The sequence below is a fragment of the Kitasatospora sp. NPDC057936 genome (assembly GCF_042887525.1).
Classification (GTDB): Bacteria; Actinomycetota; Actinomycetes; order Streptomycetales; family Streptomycetaceae; genus Kitasatospora.
In genome coordinates, this window is the sequence record NZ_JBHVPD010000016.1 from 1 (window position 1) to 14447 (window position 14447).

At 69.1% G+C, this 14447-nt stretch carries 10 protein-coding genes; 4 read left to right on the top strand and 6 right to left on the bottom strand.

Translation table 11 applies throughout. From position 1 onward, the window contains the following. Positions 1 to 550: 550 nt before the first annotated feature. Positions 551 to 3193: a Helicase associated domain protein gene (locus ACFVU9_RS11185; RefSeq protein ID WP_387592152.1), complete on the top strand. Its 2643-nt coding sequence runs from the start codon at positions 551 to 553 to the stop codon at positions 3191 to 3193. 642 nt (positions 3194 to 3835) lie between these two features. Here the strand turns inward: ACFVU9_RS11185 and ACFVU9_RS11190 are convergent. The 4 genes from ACFVU9_RS11190 to ACFVU9_RS11205 all read right to left on the bottom strand — a co-directional run bounded on the left by ACFVU9_RS11190 (position 3836) and on the right by ACFVU9_RS11205 (position 8979). Continuing rightward, complete coding sequence (locus ACFVU9_RS11190; RefSeq protein ID WP_387592155.1) at positions 3836 to 5755, bottom strand: caspase family protein; 1920 nt, start codon at positions 5753 to 5755, stop codon at positions 3836 to 3838. Continuing rightward, on the bottom strand, positions 5733 to 6098 hold the full coding sequence (locus ACFVU9_RS11195) for a hypothetical protein (RefSeq protein ID WP_387592158.1): 366 nt from the start codon (positions 6096 to 6098) through the stop codon (positions 5733 to 5735). Before ACFVU9_RS11195 ends, ACFVU9_RS11190 begins: the two co-directional genes overlap by 23 nt. A gap of 474 nt (positions 6099 to 6572) precedes the next feature. Further along, complete coding sequence (locus ACFVU9_RS11200; RefSeq protein ID WP_387592161.1) at positions 6573 to 7079, bottom strand: hypothetical protein; 507 nt, start codon at positions 7077 to 7079, stop codon at positions 6573 to 6575. 433 nt (positions 7080 to 7512) lie between these two features. Continuing rightward, positions 7513 to 8979 (bottom strand): serine/threonine-protein kinase, encoded by a 1467-nt coding sequence (locus tag ACFVU9_RS11205; protein ID WP_387592164.1) that lies wholly within the window; start codon positions 8977 to 8979, stop codon positions 7513 to 7515. A 480-nt stretch (positions 8980 to 9459) separates the two neighbouring features. Between ACFVU9_RS11205 and ACFVU9_RS11210 the strand changes: the two genes are divergently transcribed. Beyond that, positions 9460 to 9597 carry a hypothetical protein gene (locus ACFVU9_RS11210; protein ID WP_387592167.1) on the top strand — a complete coding sequence of 46 codons (138 nt, stop codon included), beginning with the start codon at positions 9460 to 9462 and terminating at the stop codon, positions 9595 to 9597. A 166-nt stretch (positions 9598 to 9763) separates the two neighbouring features. Here the strand turns inward: ACFVU9_RS11210 and ACFVU9_RS11215 are convergent, their stop codons facing one another. After that, the gene (locus ACFVU9_RS11215; RefSeq protein WP_387592170.1) at positions 9764 to 10861 is read right to left on the bottom strand and encodes a Ku protein; all 1098 of its coding nucleotides are present in this window, start codon (positions 10859 to 10861) and stop codon (positions 9764 to 9766) included. A gap of 43 nt (positions 10862 to 10904) precedes the next feature. Between ACFVU9_RS11215 and ACFVU9_RS11220 the strand changes: the two genes are divergently transcribed. Continuing rightward, positions 10905 to 12569: a protein kinase gene (locus ACFVU9_RS11220; RefSeq protein WP_387592173.1), complete on the top strand. Its 1665-nt coding sequence runs from the start codon at positions 10905 to 10907 to the stop codon at positions 12567 to 12569. Positions 12570 to 12782: 213 nt separating this feature from the next. Continuing rightward, positions 12783 to 13481 (top strand): Ku protein, encoded by a 699-nt coding sequence (locus ACFVU9_RS11225; RefSeq protein ID WP_387592422.1) that lies wholly within the window; start codon positions 12783 to 12785, stop codon positions 13479 to 13481. 250 nt (positions 13482 to 13731) lie between these two features. On the opposite strand, the gene ACFVU9_RS11230 is transcribed toward ACFVU9_RS11225, so the two are convergent. Next, positions 13732 to 14283, bottom strand: a complete 552-nt coding sequence (locus tag ACFVU9_RS11230; RefSeq protein ID WP_387592175.1) for a YceI family protein — start codon at positions 14281 to 14283, stop codon at positions 13732 to 13734. Positions 14284 to 14447 lie beyond the last annotated feature (164 nt).

A 14447-nucleotide genomic window follows, 5' to 3' on the forward strand; every position in this document is an offset into this window, starting at 1 on the left:
GTATATGTCACAGCCCTTCGGGCCTCCGTTTCGCGGCCGTCCTTCGGACGGCCGGCGGACCCGCTCCGCGCGTCCGTTGCCTGACCTTCGGTCAGGCCGGCCCGGCTTCGCTCGGGCCAGTCGGTCACTCCGCTTCGCTCCACTCCCTCCAGCGGCTGAGGCTCCATTATGGCGTTGAACTGGGATTTTGGCTGGACTTACGACAGGCTGACTAGGGGAAGGGGCGGGCGCAGGGGGCGCGTGCGGGTCGGCTTCACTCCCGTCAGATTGGTCTAGTCCGCGGTCTAGACCACTGTTTCGGCCTCACGGTGGGTCGGGGTGCGCTACCCTCGGTGGGTGAGCAACGGTCTCCAGTGTATCAGTCTTCGGACGTCAGGTGATCCCGCCGGAAGTGGGGTCCTGACCCGTGCTTTTCGGGCGTTCACCGGAATTCGCGGCCGGGGACTGATATCCTGCCGGATAGTCGCTTCTGTCGCGCGCTATATCCGGTCACCTCGATTCTCGGGCCGTCCGTCGAATGTATCAGTAGGGCACTGTCAGCATTTCCCGCGTGGTCCCTGGTGTGGGTCCGGGAATGGGTGAGGGGAGACACGTCTTCGTGAATGTCGTAAAGCCTGGCTTGAAGGCCGCTCAGGCAGCCGCCGGCATCTCGCTGCGCGGGCACCAGGAGGAGGCGCTGGAGGCCATCGTGCGGGGCCTGACGCCCCGTCCGGGGCACCCGGCTCCGAACGGGCTGCGGGTGACGGTGCAGATGGCCACCGGCTCCGGCAAGAGCTACGTCGGTGCTGCGGCCGGCCAGAAGCTCGTCCCGCGCGGGACGGTGCTGGTGGTCGTGCCCACGCTGGACCTGCTGGTGCAGATGGTCGGCGCCTGGCGGGCGGCCGGGCGCTCCGGGGACATGCACGCCATCTGCTCGCTGGTCGACTCGGAGCTGCCGTTCGGGGTGATGGCGAGCACCAGTCCGCTGATGATCGGCATGTGGCTGGCGAACGCCGCGAAGCACCGCCGGCCGACCACCCTGTTCGCCACCTACACGTCCGTGGGCGCGGTCGCCGACGCCTACGAGTACTGGGCCGAGCGCCAGGGCGAGCTGCTGCCCCCGCTGGGCCTGATGGTCTGTGACGAGGCGCACCGGTCCTCCGGCAGTGTCGAGAAGACCTGGACGGTGGTGCACGACCAGGCCGCGATCCCGGCGGAGCGCCGGCTCTACATGACGGCGACTCCGCGGATCTGGGCGCCGCCCAAGCGCCCCGTGAAGGGCCGCGAGGGCGCCTTGCAGCCGCTGCCGGAGGAGCTGGCGGTGTCGATGGACGACCAGCGGATCTACGGCCCGCACGTCTACTCCCTGGGCCTGGCGGAGGCCATCGACAGGAAGTTGCTCGCCCCGTTCGAGATCGTGGTCCTGGAGCTGCGGGATCCGCTCGGCGACCGGGCCGCGGCCGAGGCACAGGGCGTGCCGTGGGGGCCCGGTGTCGGCGAGGCGGAGGACGGCAGCGAGGACGAGGTGCCGGCCGCGCGGATCGCCGCGATCCAGGCCGGGCTGCTCAAGACCGTGGTGGAGCGCGACCTCCGGCGGTGCATCACGTTCCACAGCCGCACGATCGAGGTGCGGTATTTCTCGGAGACGCTGAATCAGACGGTCGAGAAGCTGCACTTCGAGAACCTGCAGAAATACCCGCCCGAGGTCTGGGCGCAGTGGCTTTCCGGTGAGCACGATGTCGACTATCGGAAGGAGCTGATCGGTGACTTCGGAAAGGGCGAGGAGGACGACGGTCTCAGGTACCGGATTTTCAGCAACTGCAAAGTCCTGGGCGAGGGCGTCGACATGCCGAATGCAGATTCGGTGCTTCTCCAGGGCCGGGGCAGCATGGTGGATATCGTCCAGGCTATCGGCCGGGCCCTGCGCATGCAGCCGGGCGAAGGAAAGACGGCCAGCCTGATCGTGCCGGTTTTCCTCAAGCCCGGAGAGGAGCCCGGGGACATTCTGGAGTCGGATTCCTACGGTCCCCTGGTCAAGATTCTGACCGCGCTGCGCAGCCACGACGCCAAGGTGGTCGAGGCCCTCGCGGTGCCGCAGAAGTCCGGCAAGCGGACCAAGGGGCGCAGCGCCGAGGCGGCTGTTGGTCCTGGTGAGAGCATGGTTGGTGGGGGTGGCGGGTCGGGGGCGTTCACGCTGCCGGTGCGGTTCCAGACGCCGGTGGACGAGAACGTGCTCGCCCTGTTCATCGCGTCCCGGGTCCTGGTCGGCGAGACGCAGTTGTGGCGTGAGGGGATCGGGCATGCGCGGCGCTGGTTCGAGGAGACCGGCGGGCTTGACGTTCCCTATTCGGCACTTGTCGGGGAGAACGGGAATTACCCTCTCGGAAAGTGGCTGTCGGACCGGCGCGGTGAGAATGCGAATGGTGAGCTGGCGTCATACCGGGTGGAGATGCTGGACGCGCTCGGGATGATCTGGTCCGTGAGCGATGCGCGGTTCGAGGCCGGGTTGGACTGGGCGCGGGTGTGGGCAAAGGGCCACGGTGGGTCGTTGGCGGCGCCGGCACGGGCCTCGGTCGGCGGGTACGCGATCGGCACCTGGTTGTCGGAGCTGCGGGCCGCGGCGCAGGTGCCGGCGGGCGAGCAGGGGGTGCTGGCACCGGAGCGGCGGCGGGCGCTGGAGGAGATCGACCCCTTCTGGTGCCCGGCCTGGCCGGTCACCTGGCAGCGCGCCTACGCGACCGCCCGGCTGTGGTGGCTGGACACCGACGGCCTGGTCGACTGGACCCGGCTGCCTATGGACACCGTCTACGAAGGCGAGCAGCTCGGCCGCTGGGTGCAGGCGCAGCGGGCCGGCTGGCCCGGCCTGGAGGAGGACCAGCGGGACCTGCTGACGGCGATCGGCATCGAGGCCGACCAGGAGCTGATGGCTGCCAAGGCCGCGGCCGAGGCGAAGCCGAAGCTGTCCCGCACCGACCGGTTCGCCCAGGGCCTCGCCGCGCTCGCCCAGTTCGTCGAGCGCGAGCGGCACTCCCGGGTGCCCCGCCCGCACAAGGAGCCGGTGGAGGCCGTGGAGGCCGGCCCCGGTGGCGAGGAGCAGGTGGTGGTGTCGCACTTCGCGCTGGGCACCTGGCTCAACAACCAGAAGGCTCGCCGGGACAAGCTGACGCCGGGACAGCTCGCGCAGCTCGCCGAGCACGGCGTGGAGTGGGCGTAGCGGCCCGTCCCGGTCGGGTTGGTGTCGTCGCCCGGCGGTAGGCTGCCGAGGCCCTGAGAAAGCACTGGAAGGCCGTCACCTGCGGGTGGCGGCCTTCTGGCTGTGGCACATGGCTCCCGCGGTCGGGGGCCGGGCCGGTTGCCCGCTGAAAGTGTGCCACTGTGGCACGGTTTGGCGCCCCTGACCTGCGAAAACAGCCAAATGGCCGGGCGGGTGGTGGTCGGGGCTTTGACGGCCTGTTCGCGGGGCGGAATCACCATAGGGGCCGACGGGTCCAGGGTAGCCGTGCGGGGCCGCTACGGGGGCGTTCTGGCCCGTCCAGTGGGCCTGGACGGCCGGGCGCGGGCGGGGTGGTGGCGGTCGACAAGGCAGCCTCCGGTCAGAAGCGAGGCCGGGGTGCAGCAGTGGCCGGCCTCGGCACCCGGGCGGGCGTGCACGGGTGCGCCCGACGATGCACGCCACCCCCTTGACCAACGTCTGGCCCACCCCTTTGCCCGGCCCCTTGACCAGGCGGGTTGTCCCGCCCGGATTGCCCACTGAACCTCCTGAACATCACCTGACCAGGCCAGCCACCTGATCACCGCGACTTTGCAACGCCGGACCTACCTCCCCGGCCACCACTTGCGGGCCCGCGCGTCCGGCTCAGCGGGGCGTCCCGGAGACAGTGGGCAGGAGCCGTGAGGGGAGCTGCCACAGCACGCATCCGCTGTCGTGCGGGTAGCCTTCGGAAGTGATCTTCACACTCTGCTTGGAGGTGGCGCCGACAAGGGTCCCGCCGTCGGGGCTCCACGCCAGGGACTGCGTCGTGTTGCTGGTCAAGGTGGCGACGGAGCGGCCGGTGGCCAGGTCCCACACCTGTACGCCGCCCACCCCGCCGACCGCGAGCGTCCTGCCATCCCGGGTGAGCGCCACGGCGTAGGTGTCGCCTGTGCCTGCGGGGGGCAACGTCGCCGTGACACGCAGCGTGGCCGCGTCCCACAGCCGTACCCCGCCCCGGTCCCCGGTAACGAGCCGACCGTCTGGGGTGAACAGCACCGCACGCATGAAGTCACCTCTGACGGCGGGACCCCAACGCTGGCTCGCAACATCCCACAGCCGACACCCAGCGTCGTTGGTGCACGCGACCGTCCTCCCGTCCGGGCTAAAGGCCACGGCGCGTACGTCGTGTTCCGCGGAGGTCGCAAGGACGCGGCCGGTGGATATGTCCAGCAGACGGAAGCCGTCCTTCATAGCCCCAGTGCCGGCGGAGTCGTCGGTGGAGCCCGAGTACGCGCCGCCGCAAGCCAGTACTTTGCCGTCGGGACTGAATGCCACAGGCACGACGTCGTGGTCCAAGGCAGCAGGGAGAGTGGCGATGGCGACCGCGGTGGCTGCGTCCCGCACCTTGATGGAATCGCCCGAGCTGGTGGCGAAGGTCTTGCCATCGGGGCTGAACGCCAGGAACCTCGGCGGGCCCTGATCGTTGGGAAGCCTAGCGACGGTCTTGCCCGTGGCCACGTCCCTGACCTGCCCATAGTCTTCAAGGGTCACGAGCGTGCGGCCGTCCGGGCTGAACGCCACATCCTCGGTGTCAGCGCTGGTGATCCTTCGGGTGCCGAACGGATCCTCGCCACGGGACCACAGTGCGATCCCAGTCGCCGTACCCGCACCGGCGCACACAAGAGCGCCCGCAATGAACGCTCGCCGCCGAATCCCGCCGCGACGCTGCGGGGGACGGGGCCTGCGCCCGGATCCCGGCGCGGCGGCCGACTGAGCCGACCCCCTGCCCTCGAACGCTGGTTCAGCGCGGGCTGGCGCGGGTGCCGCGTTACGCGCGAAGACGACTTGCCCGGCGGTGTCCGTACCGCGCTGATTCGGAACGGGCAGGCCCCTGGCCTGCAGTCTGGCGCGCAGCACGGGGTAGATGTCGTTGAGGGTCAGTTGATCGGGCTTGCCGGGAATGCCGGAGCGAACGAGTTCGCACAGCTGCCCGGTGAACGAGGTGGGCCGGGTACCCTGCTCGTCCAGCGGCGGGACGTGCGCGGTGCGGTTGCGCGTGGTCGCAGTCAGCGCGTAGACGCCCTGGATGTCCGCGAGGTCGGCCAGTGCCTGCCCGTCGGCGGCGAGAGCTTCGATGGCTCGGCCCGCGAAGCAGCAGTCCAGGATCGTGATCCGCGCCTTCGCGGGGCTCAGTCGCAGGGCCTCGGCCAGGTGGGCCCACACCAGACCGGTGATCGTCGGACGGTCCGGTCGCGTACCGGGCATCACCAGGCACAGCTCACCGGACGGCGAGAGCATTCCGTGGCCGACGTAGTACAGGAGCAGGATGCCGGTGGCCTTCTCGGCGACGTCAGCGACCCGAATGGCGAGCTCGTCCGCCGATGAGGCATTGTCGATCACGGTGACCTGATGGTCTTCCCAGCCGCACAGCGCACCGTCACGCAGGAGATCGCCCATGGCCAGCAGGCTGGTTCGCGCGGCTGGGACCGGCGGAAACTCCGGGTGCTCGTAGTCCGGGACACCGATCAGCAGCGCGTGCGACCCGGCCGGCGGACCAACCTTAGGCATCGCGGTCTGTGCCATGGCGGTCGTCCGCTCCCAGGACCTGCTCCAGGAGCGCCGAGACGTCGCGGAGCGTGTCGATCTCCAGTGTGACCGACCGCCCTTCGGCCTCGACGGTGATCTTCGCCGACGTGCGACGGGCCTTCAGCCAGGTGACGAGCGCCGAGCTCAGTACCGAGCCCGCTCCCCCGGCACCCAAAGCCACCGTCAGCAGGTCGACGGCCGAACCCAGCTCGGTCTGGCCGATCGGCCGCCGGCTGACCCGGACCATGCCTCGCAGCTCGTCCTCGCTGACCAGCCACTCGTATAACGAGGACAGGTCCTCGGGATCCCCACCAGTAATGGCAATCCGCGCGTCCAACATGCCACCCCCCGCCAAGTCCTCCCGCTGATAGCGACCACTGTAACCACTGCTCCGGCGCTGCTGGAGCCCAACTGCCAACGAACGGCTGCGCCTTCCCCGAACTCGATCGGGTGGCTCTACGCGGTGTCGCTTCCTACGTCACGGACATGTCCGCTATGTTCCTGCACAGGTCAGCGTCATCGCGAACACCTCCTTGGCCGGAAAGCTGCAAGAGGCGGTGGACTGGGGGCAGTACGGGCACCGACAGCTGGCGCGGACATGGACGCCCTCCCGCTCCCGCCGTCCGGCTCGGGCTATGTCGTCTTGCCGCACGCGGTGCACCTGTATCTGATCGAGTCAGGATTGCGCACTGCCCCTCCGCCCCTGTTCGCCGTTCCCCTGAATCGGCAGACACCCATCGTGTTCTCGATGGGCACGCGACGGTAGGGCACCGCCCGCCCGAGGGGGTTCGGGCCTCAAGGGGCTGCCCGGCCTTCACCGCGACCGGACATCGGGTCCCTCTTCGGTGAGCCGGGCGGTCCCGCGCAGGACCAGCCCCGCGGCGCAGGCCTCGTCGAGCGCGGTCTGGAAGACGTCGGCGCGCACCGCGGGCGGAAGGTCGGCCAGGCCCGCGGCCAGGTGCCGGGCGGTACGACGCTCAGCACGACGGTGCCGCGGGCCCGGGCCGCGGCGAGCCACCTTGCGGGGACCTCGGTGGGCGACTCGGGCTCCCAGACCCTGCGCCCGCCGATCAGGAGCAGCCTGGTGAGTCGGCGGTGGTGTACGAGGAACGGCGGCGGTGGTGGGCGGGGGCTCGTTGCCGGTGGCGAGGACGAGGCCGCTGTCGAGCGCGTCGGCAGTGAACACCGCGTGGCGCTCGGGGGCGAACTCGGCGACCGCCTCGGCAAGCGACGGCTGCCCCTCCACCGGGGCCTGGCGCACGACGAGCGCCCACATCATCGGCACCGGCGTGCCCCTGCGGTCCTCGGCGTCGTCCGTCACGCGCTGTCCAACGACCGGGCCCGGGCGCGGGTCTCGGTGGTGGGTGGAGTACCCCTGTGGGGGTACTCCACCCACTGGTCTCACCTGCGGCGGGCACCAGGGCGGGCCGACGCCGACCCTTCTTCAGCGACCTGCCGGGCACCGTCCGCACGACCATGGCGGCCCCGGATTCGGCGGAGGACCCGCCGGTGGGCGGCCTGGTCGAGGCCCTGGCCCACGCCGACAAGGCCGGGGTGGCGATGTTCGCGATGCGCGGCAAGGAGTACCTCACGGCGGTGCGCTCCGAGAACGGGCTCCTCGAACTGCACACCATGCACTTCGCGGACATGGCGCAGCGATGGCGTCCGTGGCCTGTTCGGCGGGCCGCTGCGCGGGCTGCGGGGCGTCGGAGTCGGGCGCGTTCTCGGTCGGCTCTCGGTGGTAGGGCGTCTGCTCACGTGGTTCCCGGGTCGGGCGCTTGGTCAGGGTCTTCGTACAGCGCATTCGCAAACCTGTGGAGCGGCTGGATTAGCCGCTCGGGTGGAATATGGGGCTGGTGGTGAATGTCGTATACCTTGTAGCTGCCGTCGGGATGCTGCTTGATGCGATGCTTGGCCAGCCAGTTCGCTGTCGGCTGGCTGGATTCACGGAACCACACGCGGACTTCTGTCTTTTTGTCCCAATGCGGGGGCATGGAGGGCGGTCCGGTCACGGAAATCCGCTCGACGGCGGTCCACTTGATCGTGAAGGTCGCTTTCTTCCCCAAATCGTGGCGGGTCACCGAGAATCCGTCACGGTTGATGACTATCTCATCGGCAATTTCACGCATTCCATCATTCAGACCAATAAGCAGTCCGATGATACTGACCGTGACGAAAATGAGCATCCAGGCCAGGCCGCGATTGCTTCCAGCGTCACCTGTCTGGATGCCAAAAAATATGGGCCCATTGCCCACGTAGAAAAGGCTCAGGGCACCGACAGCAAGTCCGGAAAAAGCCGACCACCTAGCGTAGTGCCCCATGATCTGCCCAACGATCTCCTTCCGTTCAAGGGAGACCCTCGCCGCACCATGGGCGTGGCCGGTTTGGTCGTGCTGTTCCGGCGGCCCGGTTCTCCTGTCAGGAAGCTTGTTGATATCGGCAAGGGCCTCGGCAGCGGTCGGACGTGCGGCAGGGTCCAGTTGCAGGAGGAGCGATAGAAGGGGCGTGAGACAGCCAGCCCGCTGGGGGGACCGAGGTTGCTGGCTGAGAGCCGCCACGGGGTTTTCCCGTGGATAGGGAAGTTCTCCTTCGGCGGCCTCGTAGAGTGTCACGCCTAACGAATACAGGTCCGAGGCGCTGCTGGGCGGTGCTCCCTGCCACCGTTCCGGGGCGGTGTACCCGGGCGTTCCGATGATCAGGTTAGCCGGTGTCAGCCGGGTGTCGGCCGGACCCACGGCTATGCCGAAGTCGGTGAGCAAGACCTCTCCATGAACCGTAAGCATCACGTTGGCAGGTTTGATGTCCCTGTGGATGATGCTCACCTCGTGGGCGGCTGCGAGGGCCTGCAGCAGCGCCCTGGCCACGGCGAGCAGCTTGGACTCTGGAAGCGGGCCGGTCCTCGTGAGCTCGTCGGCGAGGGAGTGCCCGTCCGCCAGCCGCATGACGATCCAGGGCACACCGCTCACGTCGACGACGTCGTGAACCGCGACGATGTTGGGGTGATGGCGCAGCTTGGCGGCATGACGGGCCTCTCTGGCGGCGCGGGCAAGGAGTTCAGCCCTTTCCTCCGGCAATGCACCGGTGAGGCGTACCTCCTTGAGTGCCACCTGCACTCCGAGCACCCGGTCCTCAGCGGCCCAGACCTGTCCAAAGCCACCAGATCCCAGCCGACGAAGCAGCCGGTAGCGCCCGTCGATCACGTGGCCAATCTCCGCGTCCACGTACCCACCCCTTCGTCCCCAGCGTTGCTGCGCCAAACGCCGATGGCCACTCTGACTCAGTCACGGACCGCACGCCAGGCCTCAGACCTCTTTGCCCGTACGGCCGTGCGGCCATACGCGGCAGGACCCGACCGGGGCGGCCGAGGGACAACGCGCCACAAGACGGCGCGGGCGTTGCCGGTCATTGGCGGCCCGGTGGCGGGCGGCGGCCCTGGACGACGCGGCCGGCACCGCCGGGCGCACCAAACCCAGCAGCCCCCGGCAGGGCCGAAGCCCCGCCGTCCAGGACCGTCACCCAAACCGCACCACCACACCACCGGCAACCAGGGCAGAGGGACAGGCAGAGGGGGTTGTCTGATTTTCCACCGCGCCTGAACCCGGATCTGATCTGCGGAAACGCTCGGCAGTGCGCGAAGATGGCGGGGTACCTGCGGTGCTGCCTGCGGTGGTGTGCCCGGTGGTACCTGCGGTGGTGTCTACGTGGAACCCGGCGCGGCTGGTCGACGGCTGGCCCCGCAGGCCGCGGCCGGCACCGCCGGACGCGAGAAGACCAACCGCCCGCCGCAGGCGCGAACCCCGAAGCGGCGGCGGGCGCTGGGGGAGATCGACCCGTGGTGATGAGGATCCGCGAAATTGGCTCTGACCGGAGTTCCGTGAAATCCCAGGTCAGCGGCATGCATGCAGGATCGTTTCCCTGCGGGATGACCTGCGTGTGGCTCTCCGCTCGATCGAAGATGTTCTGTTCCCCGGAGTCGATGTTGAAGTGGAACGGCTGACCGCCGGCTCAGAGGCCGTGGTGGTGGAGGTGGCCGCGTGCGGTCCGCCGGCCCGGTGCCCGGGCCTCCTTGGACATCGCCGAGCGGTGCGGGATGTCCAACGCCGTCGCGCGCTTGTACAGCTCAGCCTTGGACAGCGCACCCAGGTCCTCCCGCTTCGCGCGAGTGCTCTTGTGGGCTTTCGCCTCCGAGCCGGCCGGGGCGGAGATGCTCTTCTTGGCGCCGCTCGCCTTCGGGGCCCGCCGGTGTGAGCCACCGCCGGTGCCCTTTCGCTCCGCGCCCGACGGCTCGTCCCGTGGCTGCGGCTCCTCGGCCAGCGTGCTCTGGCCGGCGGCGGCCAGGCTGCGCTCCAGCACCGCCATCAGGTCCACCACGTTCGTCGCCTCCGCCGGACCCTCGGATACCGCGATCTCCCGCCCCTCCGCCTTGGCCTGCACCAGCTCGCGAACCTGCTCGGCATAGGTGTCGTGCCACTGATCCGGATCCCAGTCCAGGGCACGCATGTCGATCAGCTGCTGGGCCGTCGACAGCTCCTTCTTCGAGACCTGGACATCAGCGCCGGGCAGGTTGTCCACCTCTCGCTTAGGGTCGCGGATCTCGTCCGCGAAGCGCATCGTCTGCGCCACAAGCAGTTCCTCTTCGGCGTGCACCGCAGTCAGGTACTCCTTGCCGCGCATCGCGAACAACGCAAGCCCCGCCTTCCCGGAGCGGGCCAACGCGCGGTGCAGCAGCCCGTACACCCGCCCGTACTCGGCACCACGCGGACCCAGGTAGTAGGTGGTGTCGAAGAAGATCGGGTCGATCTTCTCCAGCTCCACGAAGCCCTTGATCTCCAGCGTCTTCGACCGCCCCGGCGAGATCCTCTCCAGCTCCTCCGGCTCCACGATCACGTACTCGCCCTCGGCCAGCTCGAAGCCCTTCACGATGTCGCCGAACGCCACCTCCTCACCCGTGCGCTCGTTCACCCGCTTGTTGCGCACCCGGTCGGCGGTGCCGCGCTGAATCTGCCGAAACGACACGCCGTGCGACTCGGTCGCCGAATACAGCGCCACCGGCACGGTGACCAGCCCGAACGACAGCATCCCCGTCCAGATCGGCCTGGCCATCGACGACCACCTCCGCGCTCGGGCAGCCCCCTCACCTCCCACTATGCGGCGCATTCCAAGCCGACGAGGAGCGTGTGAGCCGAACAGGGCACCCTGGTGTGAAGAAGCGGGAAGCGCTGACCGGCCCAGCACCGCAGCGCGTAGGAAAGCCAAGGCCGCATGCGCCCTCGGCTGCTCTCGGTATCCCCGTTACACTCCGATTCATTGGGTGACGCCATGTCAATTGAGCACAGGGGGAACCGCATTGAACTCGGGGGCCGCACCAAAGCGCTTGATAGGGAGCCGCTACCAGCTACTTTCCCCCCTCGGCGCAGGTGGGATGGGACGGGTCTGGAAAGCCCACGACCAGCAGTTGGACGTCGATGTCGCTGTCAAGGAGATCTTCCGTCCCCCCGGCATACCCGACGACTACTGGCAGGAACTCCTCCTGCGGGCCGAGCGCGAGTCCCGCCACGGCGCCAGGCTGAGAAACCATCCCAACATCGTCGCCGTCTATGACGTCGTCGTCGAGAATGGGGTCCCCTGGACCGTGATGCGACTGGTCAACGGCACGACCCTGGAGGAGCGCCTCACCCGAGGACGCCTGCCCGTCGGGGAAGCCGCAGAGGTCGCCAGGGCCGTGCTCGCCGCACTGGGAGCGGCCCACGACGCGGGGATCATCCACCGGGATGTGAAGCCCGCCAACATCATGCTCGCCGCCGACGGCGGCATCCTGCTCACCGACTTCGGCATCGCGATCAACAACGCCGACACCAAACTCACCCAAGACGGCAGCATCATCGGATCGATGGCCTACATCGCCCCCGAACGCGCCGACGGCCAGCAAGGCAACGAGGCCAGCGACCTGTTCTCCCTCGGCGTCACCCTCTACCAGGCCACCCAAGGCGGGGGCTCCCCCTTCCAGCGCGAAACCCTCACCAGCACACTGCGCGCCGTCGCCGCATTCGAGCCCCCGCCACCCACCCACGCCGGCTACCTGACGCCCCTCATCACCGCGTTGCTGCACAAAGAAGCGAACGCCCGCCCCACCGTGGCCCAGGCACTCGCCATGACGACACCCGCCGCGCAGCCTGCTCCCCCGAATCCGCCCGCCACACCTCCGACACCCAAGACACCCAGCCGCCCCGCGCCGCAGCCCGAGCACACCAACCACTACGTCGTCCTCACCCAGATCGGCGACAACCGCAGCGCGGTCGCCACGGCCATCAGCGAGCTGTCCGGCCTACCCTCCAAGGAAGCCGGGAAGATCGCTGGCTACGACGACACCAAGGCCCGGAAACGCATCGTGCTTCGCAACGTCGACAAGGACACGGCCGTCGCCGCCCAGCGCGCCCTCGCCCACACCGGCGCCACCGCCGTAGTCACCAGTCGTAAACCGGGATTCTGGTTCCCCTACTCGGGTCTCGTGGCCGGCGGAGTCGTATTTCTCCTGCTCGGTGTCACCATGACCGCTATATCGGCACTGGTCACCCCCGGCCAGGGTGATTCGTCAACCAACGGCCTCGCGGTGGTCGTATTCACCGCCATGGTCGGAGTGAGCGGAGCGCTCGGACTCGTCCTTCTCAGCAACGCCCTCACCACCCACGCGACGAAGGAGACCCACGACGGCCACCTGCGACCGGGGTCGACCTCGGCCGTCGTCGGCCTCGGCATCGCGTGGACGATCGTTCTGGTGAACCTCATTGCGCGGCACTACACCCTGACATAGGTACAAGCGATCGCAATCACTTCGGCTCCGCGAGGACAGGCGGTGCCGCAGAACCGCGACGGCCACCCCCGAGACCGGGACCAGCCCGGACCCCGCCCAACCTTCACCCTCCCGAGCGATAGCACCACAGCTGTGGCATTCGCTAGCCTCTCGTTTACCGCTGCTGACCTGCACCGCTTCGCCCGCCACGCGTCTTAGCCCCAGAGAAAGAAGATCTACGCCCTCCTGGTCGAGGCCCTGGCCCACGCGGGCAAGGCCGGGCTGGCGATGTTCGCGATGCGCGGCAAGGAGTACCTGACGGCGGTGCGCTCCGAGAACGGGCTCCTCGAACTGCACACCATGCACTTCGCCGACGAGGTCCGCGACCCCCGCACGGAGGTCGGCGACCTGCCGGAGAAGGTGAAGCTGTCCCCGAAGGAGGTCGAGACCGCCGAGCAGCTGATCGGCATGCTCGCCGTCGACTGGGACCCCGGCCAGTGGCACGACACCTACGAGGAGCAGGTCAAGAAGCTCGTCCAGGACAAGCTCGCCGGCCGCGAGATCGCCGTCTCCACCGGACCCGCACCGCAGGCCACCAACGTCGTCGACCTCATGGACGCCCTGCGCCGCAGCCTCGAAGGCGCCCGCAAGGGCGAGAGCGCTGGCGAGACGGAGAAGAAGCCGCCCGCCCGGGCCCGCCGGTCCCCGAAGCCGGCGGCGGGCACGAAGAGCACCTCCGCCAAGGCCATCACGGGGAAGAAGACCGCGGCGAAGCGGGCGAGCGCCGCCGGCAAGCGGCAGCTGTCCCAGCTCACCAAGGCCGAGCTCTACCAGCGCGCCGCCGACCTCGACATCCCCCACCGCTCCACCATGAGCCGCGACCAGCTGCAGCAGGCCCTCGAAAGCACCGCGCGGCCGCGGGCCGCGTCCTGACCCGCGACGACCCCGTGCAGGCCCCGCCGGAGAACGGCGGGGACGCCGGGGCGATCGCTCTCGGGGCCGTTCCCACGACCGGGGCGCGGAGGTGCCGGGCCACAACACGCTTCCACAGCCGGCCGTGGCCCGGTTGCGCACTCGCCGCGCGGCCGCCCGCCGGGCCAAACGGCGGATCCAGGAGCCAGGCGTCGCAAAACAGGAACTCGACCTGCCGGCCTCACCGAGTGCGCCAACTGGCGGGAAGTCCTCAGCTCTGCTTGATCGCGGAGATGTCGAATTCCAGAACGACCTTGTCGCCGACCAGAACGCCGCCACCTTCAAGCGCCGCGTTCCAGGTGACGCCGAACTCCTTGCGGGAGATGGTCACCGAGCCTTCCAGGCCGACCCGCAGGTTTCCGTAGGGGTCGACGGCGTTGCCGGTGTACTCGAAGTCGATGGTGACCGGGCGGGTGGTGTCCTTGACGGTGAGGTCGCCGGTGACCCGGTAGTCGGTGTCGGAGGCCGCCTCGACCCTGGTCGTGCGGAAGGTGATCTCGGGGAAGTTCGGCGCGTCCAGGAAGTCGTTGGTGCGCAGGTGCTGGTCGCGCTGCTCGACACCCGTGTCGATGCTCTCGGTCTTGATCACCACCTGGCCGGCGGACTTGGCCGGGTCGGCGCCGTCCAGGTGCGCGGTGCCCTCGAACTGGTGGAAGGCGCCGCGCACTTTGGTGACCATGGCGTGGCGTGCGACGAACCCGATCCGGGTGTGGGCAGGGTCGAGGACGTAGTCCCCCGTGAGCTCGGGGATTGAGACGGTCATGGGCAGCTGCCTCCCTGGGTCAGGATCCCGACGACGGCCCGCCTGGACCGCTCCTGGCTCACGCTAAGGGGCCGGTGGCCTGTGACCCGGCCGGACGCGCATGTCCCCAGGTGATTGCCTTCCGACCGGTGGCTCCGGGCCGCCGCCGTACCGACGTCAGCCTT

Excerpts from the sequence above, each read along its gene's own strand:
- ACFVU9_RS11190 (WP_387592155.1), bottom strand. The coding sequence starts at position 5,755 with ATGGCACAGACCGCGATGCCTAAGGTTGGTCCGCCGGCCGGGTCGCAC.
- ACFVU9_RS11195 (WP_387592158.1), bottom strand. The coding sequence starts at position 6,098 with ATGTTGGACGCGCGGATTGCCATTACTGGTGGGGATCCCGAGGACCTG.
- ACFVU9_RS11215 (WP_387592170.1), bottom strand. The coding sequence starts at position 10,861 with ATGGCCAGGCCGATCTGGACGGGGATGCTGTCGTTCGGGCTGGTCACC.
- ACFVU9_RS11220 (WP_387592173.1), top strand. The coding sequence starts at position 10,905 with ATGCGGCGCATTCCAAGCCGACGAGGAGCGTGTGAGCCGAACAGGGCA.
- ACFVU9_RS11230 (WP_387592175.1), bottom strand. The coding sequence starts at position 14,283 with ATGACCGTCTCAATCCCCGAGCTCACGGGGGACTACGTCCTCGACCCT.